General features: G+C 66.9%; 18 protein-coding genes. All 18 read right to left on the minus strand.

Annotated features, from left to right (window positions below; genetic code table 11):
- Positions 1-484: 484 nt before the first annotated feature.
- The 18 genes from murA to rho all read right to left on the minus strand — a co-directional run bounded on the left by murA (position 485) and on the right by rho (position 18,118).
- Entirely contained in the window at positions 485-1,744 is a 1,260-nt protein-coding gene (gene murA, locus ACZ6SF_RS19855) for a UDP-N-acetylglucosamine 1-carboxyvinyltransferase (protein WP_466063643.1), read from the minus strand.
- 154 nt (positions 1,745-1,898) lie between these two features.
- Complete coding sequence (locus ACZ6SF_RS19860) at positions 1,899-2,510, minus strand: cob(I)yrinic acid a,c-diamide adenosyltransferase (protein ID WP_466063644.1); 612 nt, start codon at positions 2,508-2,510, stop codon at positions 1,899-1,901.
- Between the two features lie 120 nt (positions 2,511-2,630).
- A complete protein-coding gene (locus tag ACZ6SF_RS19865) occupies positions 2,631-3,053 on the minus strand; it encodes a DUF2550 domain-containing protein (protein ID WP_466063645.1) in 423 nt (140 codons plus the stop codon).
- 260 nt (positions 3,054-3,313) lie between these two features.
- Positions 3,314-3,688, minus strand: a complete 375-nt coding sequence (locus ACZ6SF_RS19870; protein WP_466063646.1) for a F0F1 ATP synthase subunit epsilon — start codon at positions 3,686-3,688, stop codon at positions 3,314-3,316.
- A gap of 6 nt (positions 3,689-3,694) precedes the next feature.
- Positions 3,695-5,143 carry a F0F1 ATP synthase subunit beta gene (atpD, locus tag ACZ6SF_RS19875; RefSeq protein ID WP_466063647.1) on the minus strand — a complete coding sequence of 483 codons (1,449 nt, stop codon included), beginning with the start codon at positions 5,141-5,143 and terminating at the stop codon, positions 3,695-3,697.
- A gap of 23 nt (positions 5,144-5,166) precedes the next feature.
- Positions 5,167-6,138, minus strand: a complete 972-nt coding sequence (locus ACZ6SF_RS19880; RefSeq protein WP_466063648.1) for a F0F1 ATP synthase subunit gamma — start codon at positions 6,136-6,138, stop codon at positions 5,167-5,169.
- A gap of 61 nt (positions 6,139-6,199) precedes the next feature.
- The gene (atpA, locus tag ACZ6SF_RS19885; protein ID WP_466063649.1) at positions 6,200-7,837 is read right to left on the minus strand and encodes a F0F1 ATP synthase subunit alpha; all 1,638 of its coding nucleotides are present in this window, start codon (positions 7,835-7,837) and stop codon (positions 6,200-6,202) included.
- 78 nt (positions 7,838-7,915) lie between these two features.
- Positions 7,916-8,725 (minus strand): F0F1 ATP synthase subunit delta, encoded by an 810-nt coding sequence (locus ACZ6SF_RS19890; protein ID WP_466063650.1) that lies wholly within the window; start codon positions 8,723-8,725, stop codon positions 7,916-7,918.
- Between the two features lie 19 nt (positions 8,726-8,744).
- Entirely contained in the window at positions 8,745-9,305 is a 561-nt protein-coding gene (locus ACZ6SF_RS19895; protein WP_466063651.1) for a F0F1 ATP synthase subunit B, read from the minus strand.
- A gap of 5 nt (positions 9,306-9,310) precedes the next feature.
- Positions 9,311-9,559 carry an ATP synthase F0 subunit C gene (locus tag ACZ6SF_RS19900; RefSeq protein WP_466063652.1) on the minus strand — a complete coding sequence of 83 codons (249 nt, stop codon included), beginning with the start codon at positions 9,557-9,559 and terminating at the stop codon, positions 9,311-9,313.
- Positions 9,560-9,636: 77 nt separating this feature from the next.
- A complete protein-coding gene (gene atpB / locus ACZ6SF_RS19905; RefSeq protein WP_466064071.1) occupies positions 9,637-10,362 on the minus strand; it encodes a F0F1 ATP synthase subunit A in 726 nt (241 codons plus the stop codon).
- A 396-nt stretch (positions 10,363-10,758) separates the two neighbouring features.
- Positions 10,759-11,226, minus strand: coding sequence for a hypothetical protein (locus tag ACZ6SF_RS19910; RefSeq protein WP_466063653.1), 468 nt, complete (start codon positions 11,224-11,226; stop codon positions 10,759-10,761).
- A 10-nt stretch (positions 11,227-11,236) separates the two neighbouring features.
- Complete coding sequence (locus ACZ6SF_RS19915; protein WP_466063654.1) at positions 11,237-12,403, minus strand: MraY family glycosyltransferase; 1,167 nt, start codon at positions 12,401-12,403, stop codon at positions 11,237-11,239.
- A 109-nt stretch (positions 12,404-12,512) separates the two neighbouring features.
- Positions 12,513-13,178, minus strand: coding sequence for an L-threonylcarbamoyladenylate synthase (locus tag ACZ6SF_RS19920; RefSeq protein WP_466063655.1), 666 nt, complete (start codon positions 13,176-13,178; stop codon positions 12,513-12,515).
- A 228-nt stretch (positions 13,179-13,406) separates the two neighbouring features.
- Positions 13,407-14,285 (minus strand): peptide chain release factor N(5)-glutamine methyltransferase, encoded by an 879-nt coding sequence (prmC, locus tag ACZ6SF_RS19925; protein ID WP_466063656.1) that lies wholly within the window; start codon positions 14,283-14,285, stop codon positions 13,407-13,409.
- 100 nt (positions 14,286-14,385) lie between these two features.
- Positions 14,386-15,462, minus strand: a complete 1,077-nt coding sequence (gene prfA, locus ACZ6SF_RS19930) for a peptide chain release factor 1 (protein WP_466063657.1) — start codon at positions 15,460-15,462, stop codon at positions 14,386-14,388.
- A 98-nt stretch (positions 15,463-15,560) separates the two neighbouring features.
- Entirely contained in the window at positions 15,561-15,788 is a 228-nt protein-coding gene (gene rpmE / locus ACZ6SF_RS19935; RefSeq protein WP_450003928.1) for a 50S ribosomal protein L31, read from the minus strand.
- Positions 15,789-16,000: 212 nt separating this feature from the next.
- Positions 16,001-18,118, minus strand: a complete 2,118-nt coding sequence (gene rho / locus ACZ6SF_RS19940) for a transcription termination factor Rho (RefSeq protein WP_466063658.1) — start codon at positions 18,116-18,118, stop codon at positions 16,001-16,003.
- Positions 18,119-18,340: the final 222 nt, after the last annotated feature.

Raw genomic sequence — 18,340 nt, forward strand, 5'->3', positions numbered from 1 at the left:
CGCAATCAAAAGTAAACACTAGAGTCCGAAAACCTAGCAAAACAATCGCCAGCTGGAATTTAGCTGACATAAATGTTCGGCCCTCCACACGGGGGCATGAAGAACCGAAACCAAATCAAAAATTTGGCACTGACATTCATCAACACACTATTGAGTTCTCAAAGAACACACGCACTCACAATCTCGCAGCTATTCGCTGTCCGATCCGTGAGGCAACTTCCTAAGCTTAGCTCACCCGTTTTCCCGATTGCAAATCGGCATCCCGGTCGAGCCAGTGTGATCGCCAGGCGCTCCTCGTCCTACCTCGTTTCCCTGGTCCCTCCGGCTCGGCGTTTCCGCCTCGCTCCGGGCCCCGGGTCGGTGTCCGTGTCGCTCTGACTTGGATAAAGTTACGCGGCATCTAAATCGATGTCAAATCGCCTGGTCACAGGCCCTAATTCTCGCCATTTACGACTACCGTTTCGCGGCCGTGCGGCGTGAATCGTCAATGACCCGCACCTACCCGCCGTACATCGGCGCCGAGCGCCTGCAGCTTCTCGACGAAGTTCGGATAACCGCGGTCGATATGGAATACGTCGTGCACTTCGGTGATCCCGTCGGCGACGAGGCCGGCCAGGACCAGACCGGCGCCGGCCCGGATATCGGACGACCACACCGGAGCACTCGACAACCGCGGGATCCCCCGGACGACGGCGTGATGCCCGTCGGTCCGCGCGTCGGCGCCGAGCCGGATCATCTCCTCGACGAAACGGAACCGCGCCTCGAAGACGTTCTCGGTGATCATCGACGTGCCGTCCGCGATCGCGGCCAGGCCGATGGCCATCGGCTGCAGGTCGGTCGGGAAACCCGGGAACGGCAGGGTCGAGAAGTTCACCGATCGCGGGCGGTCGGCCTGGACGACCCGGAACCCTTCGGGTTCGAAGGAGATCCGGGCGCCGGCGGACCGGAGTTTGTCCAGCACCAGGGCGAGGTGCTGGGGATTGACTCCCGTGACCCGTACATCGCCCATCGTCATGGCCGCGGCGATACCCCAGGTCGCGGCGACGATGCGGTCGCCGATCACCCGGTGGGTCGTCGGCTGGAGCCGCTTGACGCCGTGGATGGTCAGCACCGAGGTGCCGGCACCGCGGATCCGAGCCCCCATCTGGGTGAGCATGGTGCAGAGGTCGACGATGTCGGGTTCGCGGGCGGCGTTGTCGATCACCGTCTCTCCCTGGGCCAGCACCGCGGCCATCAGGATGTTCTCGGTGGCACCGACCGACGGGAAGTCCAGCCGGATCCGGGCCCCCTGCAGTTCGTCGGCCCGGGCCACCACGCAACCGTGTTCGATTTCGCTGGTCGCACCCAGCAACCGCAGCCCCGCCTGATGCATATCCAGGGGGCGCGACCCGATGGCGTCACCACCGGGTAGCGCGACCACCGCACGTTTGCACCGGGCCATCAACGGGCCGAGCACGCACACCGAGGCGCGGAACTGGGTCACCGCCGGGAAATCGGCGTGGTACTTGGGTTCGGCGGGGGTGTCGATGGTCACCACATCGCCGGTGATGGTGACATCGCAGCCGAGACCGCGCAGTACCTCCGCCATCAGCGGGACATCCAGGATGTCCGGGCAGTTCGTGATGGTGGTGGTGCCTTCGGTCAGCAGGGCAGCGGCCATCAGCTTCAGGACGCTGTTCTTGGCGCCTCCGACCGAGACCTCACCGACCAGCCGGTTGCCGCCAGTTACCAAAAACCGTTCCATGCCGCCTCTCCGAGTATTCGGCGCACCAGTGAGTGCAAGGATAGAGCGCGGGCGATCGCGTCCCCGCGCAGGTCGAGCGAATGTGGAGCTCGGGCGCATCGCACCGGCGCACCCGGCCGGGCGACCGGGCGGCCGCCGCCGGAAGTGATCCGTGTCAGGTTCCCGGGGCCGCATCGGAATCGGATTCCACCTCGGCCTTTCCACCACCCGGTTGCCACAGCACATCACCCTCCGGGTTGGTGTACCGGCTCAGGATGAACAGCAGATCCGACAGCCGGTTGAGGTATTTGGCCGGCAGCACGCTGGTGTCCTCGGGGTGGGCGTCCACCGCGGCCCAAGCCGACCGTTCGGCACGGCGTACCACCGTCCGGGCGGTGTGCAGCAGGGCCGCGACCGGGGTGCCTCCGGGGAGGATGAACGAATTCAGCGGCGCCAGTTCGGCATTGAACTCGTCGCACCAGGCTTCCAGGCGTTCGATATAGGTCTCGGTGATCCGCAACGGCGGATACTCCGGTTCGGCCACCACCGGGGTGGACAGATCCGCACCCGCGTCGAACAGGTCGTTCTGGATACGTCGCAGCACCGCGACCAGTGACTCGTCCGGTTGCCCGAGGGCGACGGCGACGCCGATGGCCGCGTTGGCCTCGTCGCAGTCGGCGTACGCGACCAGCCGTGGGTCGTTCTTGGTGACCCGCGAGAAGTCACTGAGACCGGTGGTCCCGTCGTCGCCGGTCCGGGTGTAGATCCGCGTCAGATGCACGCTCACAGGACCCACCATAAACGCTCGAGCGGCCGCCTACGGGGTTCTGCGGTGATGCCCAATTGGGCCGCGGTCTCTCTCGTCACACCGGCAAGGCGCTCCGGCCCGAACCGCGGTTGCGCGGCGTCAGTGCCCGCGAAGGCGGCGGGCCCGTTCGGAGGGCCGGGATTCGACCCAGGAGAGGAAGGCGGTGAGAGCGGGCCGGTCCAGCGCCAGCTCGTAGTCACCGGAGCGATCGGAGACGCCGATCACCGCGATCTCGTCGGTCATGATGTCGAATTCGTCCCCGCGGGGACCACGCCGATCGCCGATCTCGATCCCGCGACGACGGATCACCGAATCCGCGCCGAGTTTGAGACTGGTGAGTTTGAAGAACACGAGGTGGTCCTCGTCATAGCGGATGACACCATGGCGCCAGCGTTCGCCGCCGTCGGCCGGGAGCACGCGGAGGATGGCCGCGGTCCCACCCTTACGCAACATGACCAGGCGATACGTGGAAACCAGAGCGAGTGTGACCAGCACTAACACCAGAATGATCAGAACTACCATCCCGGTCTGCAATGCCGCACATCCCTTCGCTCACATCCGAGGCGACAACGAATCGACCTCGGGTGAAACATCCGTGGTCATTCAACCACGTACCAGTTTACAAACAGCACCGGGATGTCTCCGGGATCGCGAGGTCACCGCCCTGCGGGCGGTGGTGGGCGAACGCCGGGGGCACCGCCGGACGGCAAAAGGCTCCGGCCGGTGACGAGTGTTCGTCACCGGCCGGAGCCTGCTGCTGTGCGGGATCGTCCCCGGCGGGGTCAGGCCCCTGCCTGCTCCACCGCGCGGACCCGGCCCTGCGCGACGAGCTGCGCTTCCTGGGAAGCCGCATCGTCGGACAACACCTGCTTCGCGGCCTCGACATCGACCTCCGAAGAGAACTCCGCGGACTCCGCCAACACACGAACCGTATCGGCGGTCACCGAGAAGAATCCGCCGTGGACCGCGGCGACGATCCGGGAGCCGTCGGTATCGACGATGGACACGATGCCGCCCTCGACCAGTTGGCCGAGCAACGGCTCGTGGCCGGGCATGATGCCGATCTGTCCCTCGGTGGTCTGGGCGCTGACGAAACTCGCCCGCCCCGACCAGAGCCGCCGCTCGACCGCGACGAGATCAACTGACATATCCGCCATCAGGGGCTACTTTCCGGCGATCTTCTTCGCGGCCGCCTCGACATCGTCGAGACCACCGCAGCTGTTGAACGCCTGCTCCGGGAAGTGGTCGAATTCGCCCTTGCAGACCCGGTCGAAGTCGTCGATGGTCTGCTCCAGCGGCACGACCGAGCCCGGCTGACCGGTGAACTTCTCGGCCACGATGAAGTTCTGGCCGAGGAACTTCTCGAGACGACGGGCGCGGCCGACGAGGACCTTGTCCTCTTCGGAGAGCTCGTCCATACCGAGGATGGCGATGATGTCCTGCAGTTCCTTGTACTTCTGCAGGATCCGCTTCACCTCGTTGGCCACCGCGAAGTGCCGGTCGCCGACGATCGAGGCCTCGAGGATACGAGAAGTCGAGGTCAGCGGGTCGACGGCCGGGTAGATGCCCTTCTGCGAGATCGGGCGGGAGAGCTCGGTCGTCGCGTCCAGGTGGGCGAAGGTGGTCGCCGGCGCCGGGTCGGTGTAGTCGTCGGCGGGCACGTAGATGGCCTGCAGCGAGGTGATGGACCGGCCACGGGTCGAGGTGATGCGCTCCTGCAGCTCACCCATCTCGTCGGCCAGGGTCGGCTGGTAACCGACGGCCGAGGGCATCCGGCCCAGCAGGGTCGAGACCTCGGAACCGGCCTGGGTGAACCGGAAGATGTTGTCGATGAACAGCAGCACGTCCTGGTGCTTCACATCGCGGAAATACTCCGCCATGGTCAGCGCCGACAGGGCGACGCGCATACGGGTGCCCGGCGGCTCGTCCATCTGGCCGAAGACGAGGGCGGTGTCCTGGAGGACGCCCATCTCTTCCATTTCCAGGTGCAGGTCGGTGCCCTCGCGGGTGCGCTCACCGACGCCGGCGAACACCGACGTACCGGAGAACTCCCGAGCGATACGGGTGATCATCTCCTGGATCAGAACGGTCTTGCCGACACCGGCACCACCGAACAGACCGATCTTGCCGCCCTTCACGTACGGGGTCAGCAGGTCGAGAACCTTGACACCGGTCTCGAGGATCTCGGTCTTGCCCTCGAGCTGGTCGAAGCTCGGCGGCTTGCGGTGGATACCCCACTGTTCGCCGTCCCGGCCGAGACCGGGGGTGTCGAGGCAGTCACCGAGGGCGTTGAACACATGGCCCTTGACGACATCGCCGACCGGCACCGAGATCGGCTTGCCGGAGTCACGGACCTCGGCGCCGCGGACCAGGCCGTCGGTGGGCTGCATCGAGATGGTGCGCACGATGTTGTCACCGAGGTGCTGGGCGACCTCGAGGGTCAGCGTCTTGGCAACCGACTTCAGAGCGATATCGGCGGCCAGGGCGTTGAACAGATCTGGGATGGAGCCCCGCGGGAATTCGACGTCCACGACGGGGCCGATGACGCGGACCACGCGGCCCGTGGCGGCGCCGGTCCGGCTCGAGTCTTCTCGAGTAACAGCTGCGGTCATTTTCTAGGTTCTCTTCCTGCGTCTCAGTCGCGTTCCGAGCTGGCCGCCAGGGCGTTCACGCCGCCGACGATTTCGCTGATTTCCTGCGTGATGTTGGCCTGCCGCAACGAGTTGGCCTGCCGGGACAGGGAACTCGCCAATTCGTTGGCGTTGTCGGTGGCCGCCTTCATTGCGGTGCGCCGAGCCGCATGCTCGGATGCCGCTGCCTCGAGCAACGATGCGTAGATCCGCGTGTTGACGTACTTGGGCAGCAGCGCCGCCAGCAGTACATCGGCGTCGGGCTCGAATTCGTACTGCGCGCGAACCTCGGCCGTGGGCGAATCGGACAGCATGTCCTTGCCGAGGTCGAAGTTCTCGTCGACGAAGTCGATCTGGATCGGCGCCATCCGGCGCACCTCCGGCGTCTGCGTCAACATGCTCACGAACCGGGTGTAGACGATATGGAGCTCGTCCACTCCCGCGATATCGCCGGTACCGTCCGGGGCCTCGATCTGCCCGTCCGAGCCGGCCATGAAACTGTTCACCAGGTGCGTGCACGCGGCGCCGGCATCCGCGAAGTTCGGCTGCTGGGAGAAGCCGGTCCAGGCGGCCACCGGCCGCCGGTCGCGGAAGGAGTAATACGTCAGGCCCTTGTTGCCCATGACGTAGAGCACCGGCTCCTTGCCGTCACCGCGCAGTGTGGTCATCAGTTCCTCGGCGCGCTTGAGCACGCTCGAGTTGTAACCACCACACTGACCGCTGTCGCTGGTGATCACCAGCACGGCGGCACGCCGCGGATTCGGACGTTCGGTCAGCAGCGGGTGCGACAGGTTCTTCGACGCACTCGCCAGTTCCGCGACCACCTTGGTGATTTCCTCGGCGTACGGCTTGGCCGCCCGGACCCGGGCCTGGGCCTTGGTGATTCGCGAGGTCGCGATCAGTTCCTGGGCCTTGGTGATCTTCTTGATCGAGTTGATACCCCGAATACGGGAGCGCAATTCACGCAAGTTGGCCATCAGCGGTTCACACTCCCCTCATTCGCGGCGTGACAGGAAAACAGCGCATGGTTCGCCCGGTCTACTTCTCGACGTGCTTGCGGGTGACCGACAGCGACTCGACCTCTTCGTTCGCGAGCTCGCCGGCGCCCGGCTCGTTCACCACGCGGGTGCCGTCGGAGGCCAGGAAGCCCTGCTTGAAGTTGTCGGTGGCGGTCTTGACCTGCTCGGCCGCGTCGCCCTCGAGCACCTTGCCACCGGCAATGCCGGCGAAGGCGTCCGCGGCGGTGTTGTGCAGATCTTCGAGCAGTTCGGTGGTGAAGCGGCGCACATCGGCCACCGGCACCGAGTCGTAGTAGCCGCGGTCGACCAGGAAGATCGAGACGATCTGGTCCTCGACCGCGATCGGCGAGTACTGGTCCTGCTTGAGCAGCTCCACCCAGCGGGCACCACGCTCGAGCTGGGCCAGCGACGCGGCGTCCAGGTCCGAGGCGAAGGCGGAGAACGCCTCCAGCTCGCGGTACTGGGCCATTTCCAGACGCAGCGAACCGGCGACCTTCTTCATACCCTTGGTCTGGGCGGCGCCACCGACACGGGAGACCGAGGTACCGACGTTGATCGCCGGGCGGACACCCTTGTTGAACAGGTCGGACTCCAGGAAGACCTGACCGTCGGTGATGGAGATGACGTTGGTCGGGATGAAGGCCGAGATGTCGTTGGCCTTGGTCTCGATGATCGGCAGACCGGTCATGGAACCGCCGCCCATCTCGTCGGAGAGCTTGGCGCAACGCTCCAGCAGACGCGAGTGCAGGTAGAAGACGTCACCCGGGTAGGCCTCGCGGCCCGGCGGGCGGCGCAGCAGCAGCGAGATGGCGCGGTAGGCCTCGGCCTGCTTGGTCAGATCGTCGAACACGATCAGCACGTGCTTGCCCTGGTACATCCAGTGCTGGCCGATGGCCGAACCGGTGTAGGGGGCCAGCCACTTGAAGCCGGCGGAATCGGAGGCCGGGGCGGCGACGATGGTGGTGTACTCCAGCGCGCCGTGCTCCTCGAGGGCGGTCTTGACGCCCGCGATGGTGGAGCCCTTCTGGCCGATCGCCACGTAGATGCAGCGGACCTGCTTGGCCGGATCGCCCGACTCCCAGTTGGCCTTCTGGTTCAGGATGGTGTCGATGCATACCGCGGTCTTACCGGTCTTGCGGTCACCGATCACCAGCTGACGCTGGCCGCGGCCGATGGCGGTCAGAGCGTCGATGGCGGTGATACCGGTGGCCATCGGCTCCTCGACCGGCTGGCGCTCGAGCACCGTGGCGGCCTGCAGTTCGAGGACACGACGCTCGTCGGCCTCGATATCGCCCAGACCGTCGATCGGCTGACCGAGCGGGTTCACCACGCGGCCGAGGAACTTGTCGCCGACCGGAACCGAGAGCACGTCGCCGGTGCGGCGCACCTGCTGGCCCTCTTCGATCTCGGCGAACTCGCCGAGCACGACGGCGCCGATCTCGCGGTCCTCGAGGTTCAGCGCGACGCCGAGCACACCGCCCGGGAATTCGAGCAGCTCGTTGGCCATGGCCGAAGGCAGGCCGCTGACGTGCGCGATGCCGTCACTGGTATCGGTGACGACACCGACTTCCTCGATGGAGGTTTCCGGGGTGTAGCTCTGGGTGTAGCTTTCGATCGCGCTACGGATCTCGTCGGAGGAGATCGTCAGCTCCGCCATGTTCTTCCTGCTCTCGGTCTCTGGTCTGGAATGTCGGGGGGTGGGTGCGGCCGGCGCCCGGGGTCCGGGGCCGTACCGCTAGGTCAGCGAGCGGCGCATCCGTTCCAGCCGGCCGATCGCACTGCCATCGATCACATCGTCACCGATGCGTACGACGAGTCCGCTGAGCAGACCCGGGTCGGTTTCGACGTGCACGGTGACCGCCTTGCCGTAGATGCGCGCCAGCGAACCCGCCAGCCGTTCCCGCTGGGAATCGGTCAGGGCGATCGCCGATCGCACATGCGCGACGATCTGTTCACGCCGCGACGCGGCCAGGTCGGACAGTTCGTCGAAGGCCGGACCGATACCGGAACGCTGCCTGGTGACCACCTGTTCCGCCAGCGCCTGGGTGACCGGTTCGGTCTTCCCGGACAGCAGCCGCGCGAGAAGGTCACGTTTGGCCGCCGCGGAGGTGGCCCGATCGGACAGTGCCTGTTCCAGCTGCGGGCTGTCGTTGATGATCCGGCCGAACCGGAACAGCTCGTCTTCGACAGCGGTCAGCCGGTCCTGTTCGGATGCCGACTCCAGCAGCGCCAGCTGCCCGAGCAGCACCAGGGTGTCGACCAGGTCGCGGGCGCGGGACCAGTCCTGGGCCACCGCGGTGGTCAGCACCGCCTGGGTGGCAGCACTGACCCGGCTCCCGAAAACCCGCTCGCTCAGTTCGGCGCGGGCCGAACCGGGCACCGACACGTCCGCGAGCGCCACACGCAGCGGACGCTGGTCGTCCAGTACGTCGACAACGGCGAACAGTTCGGACCCCGTCGTGGCCGCAACACCGTTGCTGCCGGTCAGCGCGGCCCGGAGCGCCTCCTTGGACCGGGAGCTGGCCTCACGGCTCGCTGCGTACATGGTTTTCACTCCTCCGTCGTTACCTTCCGACCCCGATACCGGCGTCCGAACGGTCGATCTCGTCGAGGAATCGCTCGATCGTCGCGGCCTGCTTGGCCTCGTCCGTAACCGACTGACCGATGATCTTCTCGGCCAGGTCCACCGCGGTACGGCCGACCTCGGCACGGAGTTCGGTCAGGATCTGCTGACGCTGGGCTTCCAGCTGGGTGTGCCCGGCCGCGACGATACGGTCGCTCTCGGCCTGGGCATCGGCCTTCATCTGGGCGAGGATCTGCTGGCCCTGGGTACGGGCATCTTCGCGGATCTTCGCCGCTTCCAGCCGGGCGTCGGCCAGCTGCTTCTTGTACTGCTGCAGCGTCTCCTGGGCTTCGGCCTGCGCGGCCTCGGCCCGGTTGATGCCACCCTCGATCTTGTCGGCGCGCTCGTCCAGCACCTTCATCAGGCGCGGAACGGCGTACTTGTAGACCACGAAGGCGATGATCGCCACGCAGACCGCCGACCAGACGATGTCGTACGTCGCGGGGAGAAGAGGATTCACATCCTCTCCCGCTTCTTCTGCGAGCAGAATGAACTCGTTCATCGGAATCAGAAGATGAAGCCGGCGACGAGGCCGATCAGCGCCAGGGCTTCGGTGAACGCGATGCCGAGGAACATGTTGGTCCGGATCTGGCCGGCGAGCTCGGGCTGACGGGCGAAGCCCTCGATCGCCTTACCGACGACGATGCCGACGCCGATACCGGGGCCGATGGCGGCCAGGCCGTAGCCGACGGCGCCGAGGCCCTTCAGCGTGGATTCGTTGGTGGCAGCTTCCTGGGCCAGGTACGAGAGGCTCATGAGTCTTCCATTCCCTTTCTGTTGCTCACCCGCCGGACGGCGTGGTGCAGCAGGTCCTTATCGGTTGTTCCGGTCGGTCAGTGGTCGTCGGCGTGCTGGGCAAGGCTGATGTACACGGCGGTCAGCAACGCGAACACATACGCCTGCAGGAAAATGACCAGCAGTTCGAAGATCGTGAATGCGAGCCCGCCGAGCAGCGAGAAGGGCGAGAACACCTTCATCCAGTTGTCCGCGTCGAAGAGGAAGAACTGGGTCGCGCTGAAGAACAGCACCAGCATGATGTGGCCGGCGAGCATATTGGCCATGAGTCGGACGGTCAGCGTGAACGGCCGCAGGATGAAGGTCGAAACGAACTCGATCGGAATGAGCAGGAAGTGCATGGCCGGCGGAACATTCGGAACGACGATGCTGCTGCGCATATAGGTGAAGAGGCCGTACTTCTTGATGCCCACGTAGTTGAACGCGATATACGCGATCACTGCCAGTACCAGCGGCATGCCGATACGCGCGTTCGACGAGATGTTCAGACCGGGGATCACACCCGAGAAGTTCAGGAACAGGACCGTGAAGAAGATCGTCGCGATGAGCGGGAAGAACTTGCGGCCGCTTTCCTTGCCGAGCACTTCCTCGCAGATCTGCTCCTTGACGAAGACCATTCCCATTTCGCCGATGTTCTGCAGCTTCTTCGGCACGATGCGCGGGCTGCGGAAAGCCAGGAACAGGAATGCCACCAGCACGGCGGTCATCAGAAGCCGGACCAGCATCAGCCGATCGAGTTCGAAGGGAGTCCCCTCGAACAGCACCGCCGGAGGGAAGAAGTCGGTTAGCGACGGCGCGTGAAACTCCGCGGCCAAGGTGGTGACGCTCAGCGTTCTCTCCCGTGTTCGGTCCGCGGGAAGTTCTCGCTCCCGCGGTTCGATCGGACATTGACGATCAATGTGGGTCGACTGAGGTCGGCTCGAAGTTCGTCAGCTGCTGTAGCGGGGTTCCGCGCTGGCGTCTGTACGTGTGTCGGCGACATCGTCGACATGCAGAACCGAACCCATTACGAGCCCGGCACGGCAGTAGCATAGCGACTGCTCGTGAGACCTCGTCGGCACCCCTTGCCGAGTCGCTTGCTTACCAAGACTTTACCAAGAGAACTACGACAACGTGTAGCGGGGGCGCTGTTATCTACGACAAGTTGTCGTAGCGTTATCTCAGGCGGTCTCGGAATCCTCGTCCCCGTGCTGGTCAGGGACGTTCACGTACGGAACTTTCTGTCGTAATACACCGTATGTTTCGGCCCCCAGAACGATGACCAGGGCGCCCACGACGGTCAGGAACAACGCGACCCTGTCGTAGAACTCGAATTGCTGCAGAACGGCCACCACGATAAGCGCTACCAGCAGTTTTCCGACCCAGCTCGCCAGCATCACCAGCCCCGCGGTGGAGGGCGGCAACTTCGCCCCCAGCAGCACCACCACGGCCGTGGTCAGGATGAAACCACCACCGATCGCGGCGCCCAGCAACGCGCCCCACAGTCCCGCAGTACCGGCGGCCAGGGTGGCCACCACGACCGCGACCACGGTCAGCACCACCAGGCCGATCAACCCGTAGCGCAACGCCGCACGCAGCGGGACATCGGGGTCGTCGGAGACAGGGTGCAGCTCTGGACTGGTCGACACGGCCCGAACTCTACCCGGACTCGGTAACCGACCCCGCCGCGTCCCGCCGGGCCTGACGCCGCCACAGCCCCGGCACCGCCGTCACCACCAGGGCGAACAGCAACCCGGCGGCCATCAGCAGCACCACCACCCGGCGGTCCATCACCGAGGTGCCGACCGCGCCGAACGCGAGGATGCCGACCCACAGATAGATCACCAGCACGACCCGGCGCTGCGAATGCCCGATCTGCAGCAGCCGATGGTGCAGATGCATCTTGTCGGGCGTGGAGAAGCTCACCCCGGCCCGCACCCGGCGCACGATCGCCAGCAGCAGATCCAGGACCGGAATGAACATCACCGCGCCCACCAGCAGCAGCGGCGAGAGCAGGCCGACGATATCGCGCGGCCCGTACCCCTGCAGCGGAATCCGGCCGGACGCGCTGGTGGACACCGCCGCCAGCACGAGACCGATCAGCATCGACCCGGAATCACCCATGAAGATCCGGGCCGGCGAGAAATTGTGCGGCAGGAAGCCCAGGCAGGCGCCCGCCATCGCGGCGGCCAGCAGCGCGGGCGGATAACTGTCCACAGAACCGCCCTGCTCGGTCAGCAGCCCCACCGCGAACGCGAACACCGCGAACGACGCGATCAGGCCCAGCCCCGCGGCCAGCCCGTCGAGACCGTCCACGAAGTTCATGGCGTTGATCAGCGTCACCGCCACCGCGACGGTCACCAGACCGCCCTGCAGGCCGTCCAGGACCACGGTGCTGTTGCTGAACGGGTCGTAGATCAGATACCAGCCCAGGCCCATCACCGCCATCACCCCCGCGGCGGTGACCTGACCCGCGAACTTGGTCAGCGCGTCCAGACCCCAGCGGTCGTCCACGATGCCCACCGCGACGATGATCGTGGCCGCGACCAGCACCGCCGAGATATCGGGCCGATAGTCGAACCCGCGGCGCAGCGCCGGCAGCTGATGCGCGAACAGCACCGCGGCCACCACGCCGATGTACATGCCGACCCCGCCCATCCGGGGAATCGGCTTCACGTGGACATCGCGATCGCGGGGAATCGCCACCGCGCCGAAACCGATCGCCAAGGTCCGGATCCCCCCGGTGGCCAGAAAGGTCACCACGGTCGAGATCAACAGGACCAGCAGAAGCTCTCGCAGCGGGACAACCGCGCCGGAACCCGTCATCGCGCCGACCACCACCCCGGCACCAGATCACCTTCCGCCGATCCGGCCACATACGAACGGCGGAGGCCGGAGCGCTGGCGGAGGGATCGCCCCACCGAAATCGGCGCACTCACCGCGCGACGGACCCGGTCAGGGCCTCGGGCGTGGTTCCCAGCACCTCCGCGACCGCCGCCGTCGCCACCGCGCCCTCACGCAGGATGCGCGGCTGGTCGCCGGTGAGATCGACAATGGTGGACGGGGTCGCGTGCTGCGCCGGACCACCGTCCAGATACACACCCACCACGGATCCGAGCTGCTCCCGGGCCTGCTCGGCATTCGCGGCGGCCGGGCGGCCGGAGATATTGGCGCTCGACACCGCCAGCGGCCCCACCTCCTGCAGCAGTTCCAGCGCCACCGGATGCAACGGCATCCGCAACATCACCGTGCCGCGGGCGTCACCGAGATCCCACGCCAGCGACGGCGCCTGCTGCACAACGACACTCAGCCCACCGGGCCAGAAGGCCCGGATCAGATCCCGGGCCTGCGGACGCACCGAGAACACCAGCCCGTCGATCGTGTTCCACGACCCCACCAGTACCGGAACCGGCATATCCCGCCCGCGCCCCTTGGCCGCCAGCAACGAGGCGACGGCGGCGGAATCGAACGCGTCCGCGGCGAGGCCGTACACGGTATCGGTAGGCATCACGACCAGCCGACCCGCTCTCAGAGCACTGGTCGCCGCGGCCAGGCCGGCGGCGCGCGAATCGGAATCGGCGCAGTCGTAGACGGTACTCACGCGCCCCATGGTATGGGCTGTATTGTTGCCCCGCCTCCGGCGGGGGAGGCGGGGGCCCTGTCAACCCCGGGTCTTCCCTCCTCCGCTCCTCCGCTTCGCTCCCCCGCTCCGTCAGTCCAGACCCGGGGCGGGCCCCGCCCTCGGAGGCGACCGTCGGGAAAAGGTGCGAGACGCCCTGGACCGGCCGGGCATGACCAGCGCTCCTCGGCGCAGGGCGGGGGAGGGCGCTTACTCCGCGTGCCGCTCTGCCGAGACGAATCGGGGCTTGCCCGCCAGGTCCGGGTGCTCGGTGATTTCGGTGAAGCGTCCGTCGGCGGAGAGCAGTCTCGCCAGATCGCCCCCGTTGGTGTCGTCGTGTTCGACGGCCGCACCTCCGCCTGGGCACAGCAGGCGGCCGATGAGCGGGACCAGAGGGCGGATCACGTCGAGGCCGTCGGGGCCGCCGAACAGGGCGCGGTGCGGGTCGTGGTCGGCCACCTCGGGCGACAGATCCGCGCCTTCGGGGATATAGGGCGGGTTGGCGACCACGATGTCCACCCGGCCGTCCAGCTCGGTGAGCAGGGCGGGGTCGGTGACGTCGGCGTGGTGCAGGGTGACCGGGGTGTCCCCGGCGGCTGCGCGGCGATCGGCGTTGCGGCGAGCCCAGGTCAGGGCGTCCGGGTCGAGTTCCACGGCGTGCACCTCGGCATCGGGGCGGGCGTGGGCGAGCGCGAGGGCCAGCGCGCCGGAACCGGTGCACAGGTCGACCACGAGCGGGGCACGGCCGGGCCGGACGGCGGCGAGGCGGGCCAGCGCCCAGGCGAACAGCAGCTCGGTTTCCGGGCGGGGTATGAAGACCCCGGGTCCCACCTCCAGTGCGATTTCTCCGATGAAGGACTGCCCGGTCAGATACTGGAGGGGTTCGCGGGCCGCGCGGCGGGCGATCAGGGTGTGGAAGGCGTCGAGCCGGTCGGGTTCGATCAGGGGCGCGAGCAGCAGCCGCGATCGCGGCACCCCGAGGACGTGCGCCGCCAGCTGTTCGGCATCCGCCCGCGGACTCGCCACCCCCGCGGCCCGCAGCGATTCTGTCGCCTCGGCGATTACAGGGCGGAGCTGAACACCGGTCACCCGCCGATTATCGCGCCCGGCGCGGGCGGGAAGGGGCGGAGGGGCCGGATCGCCGCACGAAGCCCGGGTCCGGAGGCGCCGGCCGCCGGTACGGAGCGTGTCACCCTTCCATCCGGGTGGCACGGTCGGCGGTGGAGAGCGCGTCGAGGAGAGCGTCCATATCGCCGTTGAGCACCGAGTCCAGGTTGTGCGCCTTGTAACCGATGCGGTGGTCGGCGATCCGGTTCTCCGGGAAGTTGTAGGTGCGGATGCGCTCGGAACGGTCCACCGTGCGGATCTGGCTCGCCCGGCCCTGGGCCGCTTCCTGATCGGCCTGCTCCTCCGCGAGGGCCTGCAGGCGGGCGGCCAGCACCTGCATGGCGCGGGCCTTGTTCTGCAGCTGAGAGCGTTCGTTCTGGCAGGTCACGACGATACCGGTCGGCAGATGGGTGATGCGGACCGCGGAGTCGGTGGTGTTGACGCCCTGGCCGCCCTTTCCCGAGGAGCGGTAGACGTCGATACGCAGATCGTTCTCGTCGATCTGCACTTCCTCGACCTCGTCGGGTTCGGGATAGATCAGCACCCCGGCCGCCGAGGTGTGCACGCGACCCTGCGATTCGGTGACCGGCACCCGCTGCACGCGGTGGACGCCGCCCTCGAATTTGAACCGCGACCACACACCGTCGCGGGCGGCGTCGCGGCTCTTGATGGACAGTGTCGCTTCCTTGTAGCCGCCCAGATCGGAGATGGCGGCGTCGAGTACCTCGACCTTCCAGCCGTGGCGTTCGGCGTAGCGGATGTACATGCGGGCCAGGTCGGCGGCGAACAGCGCCGATTCCTCGCCGCCTTCACCGGATTTCACCTCCAGCACCACATCGTCGCCGTCGTGCGGGTCGCGGGGCGCCAGCAGGTCGGCGAGCTGTTTCTCCAGTTCCTCGAGCTGTTCCTCGAGGCCGGGGACCTCCGCCGCGAAGGCCGGATCGTCGGCGGCGAGTTCGCGGGCCGCCTCCAGATCGTCACGGACGGTGGCGAGCTTCTTGTAGGTGGTCATCACCGGGGCCAGTTCGGCGAACCGCTTCCCGACCCGGCGGGCGGCGCCCGGGTCGTTGTGCAGCGCGGGATCCGCCAGCTGGGTTTCCAGTCCGGCGTATTCGGCCAGCACATCGTCGATGATGGACGGTGCGGTTTTCTCGGCCATGGACGAGGCTCCTACTCGGAAGGGCGACGCGGAGGGGCGGGCACAAAAACACCAACGCCCGGCCTGCGTGGAAGCAGGGCCGGGCGTTGGCGGGAAAGCTAGCTGGCGTCGGCCTTCTTGGCGCGCTTGCCGTAGCGGGCCTCGAAGCGGGCCACACGACCACCGGTGTCCAGGATCTTCTGCTTGCCGGTGTAGAACGGGTGGCACTGCGAGCAGACCTCGACGGTGATATGCCCGGATTCCTTGGTGGAGCGGGTCTGGAAGGTGTTACCGCAACCACAGACGACGGTGGTGTCGACGTAGGCCGGGTGGATTCCTGCCTTCATGGGTGTCCTCTCGATATTGGTCGCCGGGTCGTCCGATATTTCGGACGTGAACCGGAACCGACTTCAGGCGGGATTGTCTGCGCAATTCGCAGACGCACGGCGGTCGATTATGCCAGAACCGCTCGCGCCTGCTGAAACGCACCTCGTGCCGCAGTTGTTCCCGGTGAAAAACGGGGGGCGCCCAAGTGGGCGCCCCCCGTTTTCCGGCCTGCCTACTCGTCCAGGGCGCCGGGTGCGGTCTTGGAGACCTGCATCAGGAACTCCAGGTTGTTCTTGCTCTTGCGCAGGCGGTCGATCAGCAGGTCGATCGCCTGGTGCGAGTCCAGACCGGACAGCACGCGGCGCAGTTTGTGCAGCACCGCCGCCTCGTCGGGGTTGAGCAGGAGCTCGTCCTTGCGGGTACCGGACGGGTTGACGTCCACCGCGGGGAACACGCGCCGCTCGGCGATCTTGCGGTCGAGTTTGAGCTCGGCGTTGCCGGTGCCCTTGAACTCCTCGAAGATCACCGTGTCACCGGTGGAACCGGTTTCCACCATCGCGGTGGCGATGATGGTGAGCGAGCCGCCGTTCTCGATATTGCGGGCCGCGCCCAGGAACCGCTTGGGCGGATACAGCGCGGTGGAATCGACACCACCGGACAGGATGCGTCCCGACGCCGGCGAGGAGTTGTTGTACGCGCGGCCCAGGCGGGTGATCGAGTCGAGCAGGACGACGACGTCCTTACCCATCTCGACCAGGCGCTTGGCCCGTTCGATGGCCAGCTCCGCGACCGAGGTGTGATCCGACGGCGGCCGGTCGAAGGTGGAGGCGATGACCTCACCCTTCACCGAACGCTGCATATCGGTGACCTCTTCGGGACGCTCGTCGACCAGCACCACCATGAGGTAGCACTCGGGGTTGTTGATCGCGATCGCGTTGGCGATGTCCTGCATGATCGTGGTCTTACCGGCCTTCGGCGGAGACACGATCAGTGCGCGCTGACCCTTACCGATCGGCATGATCAGGTCGATGACGCGGGTGGTCAGCTTGTTCTGCAGGGTTTCCAGGCGCAGCCGCTGGTTGGGGTACAGCGGGGTCAGCTTGCTGAAATCCGGGCGGCGCTTGGCCGAATCGACCTCGGCGCCGTTGACGGTGTCCAGCCGCACCAGCGGATCGAACTTCTGCCGCTGGTTGCTCTGCTCGCCGTCGCGCGGGGCGCGGACCGCGCCGGTGATCGCGTCACCGCGGCGCAGGCCGTTCTTGCGGACGAGGTTCATCGACACGTACACGTCGTTCGGGCCGGCCAGGTAGCCGGAGGTCCGCACGAACGCGTAGTTGTCCAGCACGTCGAGGATGCCCGCGACCGGCTGGAGGACGTCGTCCTCGCGAATCTCGGGCTCGCGGGCTTCGCCCCCGCCGTCGCGATCGCGACCCCGGCGGCGTTCCCGGAACCGGCGGCCGCGGCGCCCGCGCCCGCCTTCTTCGTCGTCGCCACCACGGTCGCGGTCGTTGCCCCGGTTGCCACCGGAACCGCGCTGGTCGCCGCCCTGACCCTGCTGGCCGGACTGGTTGCGGTCGCGACGGCGCTCGCCCTGATCGGCGTCCTTACCGTCCTTGCCGTCCTGTTTCCCGTCGTCGGAGCGGGAATCGGCGCCCTGGTCGCCGTTGTTCTTGCCCTGCTGATCCCGGCCGCGACGCTGCCGGCCGCGGCCACGCTGGCCGGAATCCCGGCCGTCGTCGGAGCCGTCGCCGGATTTCGACTCGGCCCGGCCCTCGTTCTTGGCGCCGTCGTTCTTCGAATCGGCGTCGTTCTTCGAATCGGCCTTGCCGTCGTTCGCGTGTTCGGTCTCGGTGGCGGCGCCGTTGACGACGGCCGTGCCGTTGGTGGCCCCCTGGCTGCCCTTGCCCGCGTTGTCGGCGGCGGTGTCCTTACCCGCGGCGGCGTCGGGCGCGGAGCCCGGCTTCTGCTCGGCGGGCGCGGCGGCCGCGACCGGGGCGGCGGGCGCAGCGGACTCGGGCGCGGCAGACCCCGCCTCGACGGGCTGGTCTGCGGTTTTACGTTCTCTGGCAGTCTTGGCGCGGGTAGTACGCTCCGCGGCGGCGGGTCTGCCGGCCTGGTTTTCCTTGATTGCGGCGATGAGATCACCCTTGCGCATACCGGAGGTGCCTCGAATTCCGAGTTCCCCTGCCAGTGCGCGCAACTGCGGCAACAACATTCCAGTCAGCCCCGATCCGATGTCGGTGTTTTCGCTCATCTTGGATGAAATCTGTCCGGAGTCACTTTCGCGGTTGCCCGAGGGTTCGGAGTCGGATACCACCCCGGGTGTCGCGAGCAGGTCCGTATCTGTCACGGAGATCCTTTCCTTCCCTCGATGGCCGTGTGCTGTGTCGAGGGTTCGTTCCGTAGCCCGAACTCGCTGCCGGACTCGGATTTGTAGCCGTATCGCCTGCCCCTCCGGGACCGGGTGCTTCGCCACCGCTGAAAAAGGTGGAAGAGATCATTCCAGTTGAGCGGCTGCGCGGCACCCTCATGGCATGAGGGCTCGAGCCTGGAGCCTGCTGGAGCGATTGCC

Source organism: Nocardia sp. NPDC049935 (genome assembly GCF_055586645.1).

Coding starts and splice junctions, on each gene's coding strand:
- murA (WP_466063643.1), bottom strand. CDS start 1,744: ATGGAACGGTTTTTGGTAACTGGCGGCAACCGGCTGGTCGGTGAGGTC.
- ACZ6SF_RS19865 (WP_466063645.1), bottom strand. CDS start 3,053: ATGGTAGTTCTGATCATTCTGGTGTTAGTGCTGGTCACACTCGCTCTG.
- ACZ6SF_RS19870 (WP_466063646.1), bottom strand. CDS start 3,688: ATGGCGGATATGTCAGTTGATCTCGTCGCGGTCGAGCGGCGGCTCTGG.
- atpD (WP_466063647.1), bottom strand. CDS start 5,143: ATGACCGCAGCTGTTACTCGAGAAGACTCGAGCCGGACCGGCGCCGCC.
- ACZ6SF_RS19880 (WP_466063648.1), bottom strand. CDS start 6,138: ATGGCCAACTTGCGTGAATTGCGCTCCCGTATTCGGGGTATCAACTCG.
- atpA (WP_466063649.1), bottom strand. CDS start 7,837: ATGGCGGAGCTGACGATCTCCTCCGACGAGATCCGTAGCGCGATCGAA.
- ACZ6SF_RS19890 (WP_466063650.1), bottom strand. CDS start 8,725: ATGTACGCAGCGAGCCGTGAGGCCAGCTCCCGGTCCAAGGAGGCGCTC.
- ACZ6SF_RS19895 (WP_466063651.1), bottom strand. CDS start 9,305: ATGAACGAGTTCATTCTGCTCGCAGAAGAAGCGGGAGAGGATGTGAAT.
- ACZ6SF_RS19900 (WP_466063652.1), bottom strand. CDS start 9,559: ATGAGCCTCTCGTACCTGGCCCAGGAAGCTGCCACCAACGAATCCACG.
- ACZ6SF_RS19915 (WP_466063654.1), bottom strand. CDS start 12,403: ATGACGGGTTCCGGCGCGGTTGTCCCGCTGCGAGAGCTTCTGCTGGTC.
- prfA (WP_466063657.1), bottom strand. CDS start 15,462: ATGGCCGAGAAAACCGCACCGTCCATCATCGACGATGTGCTGGCCGAA.
- rpmE (WP_450003928.1), bottom strand. CDS start 15,788: ATGAAGGCAGGAATCCACCCGGCCTACGTCGACACCACCGTCGTCTGT.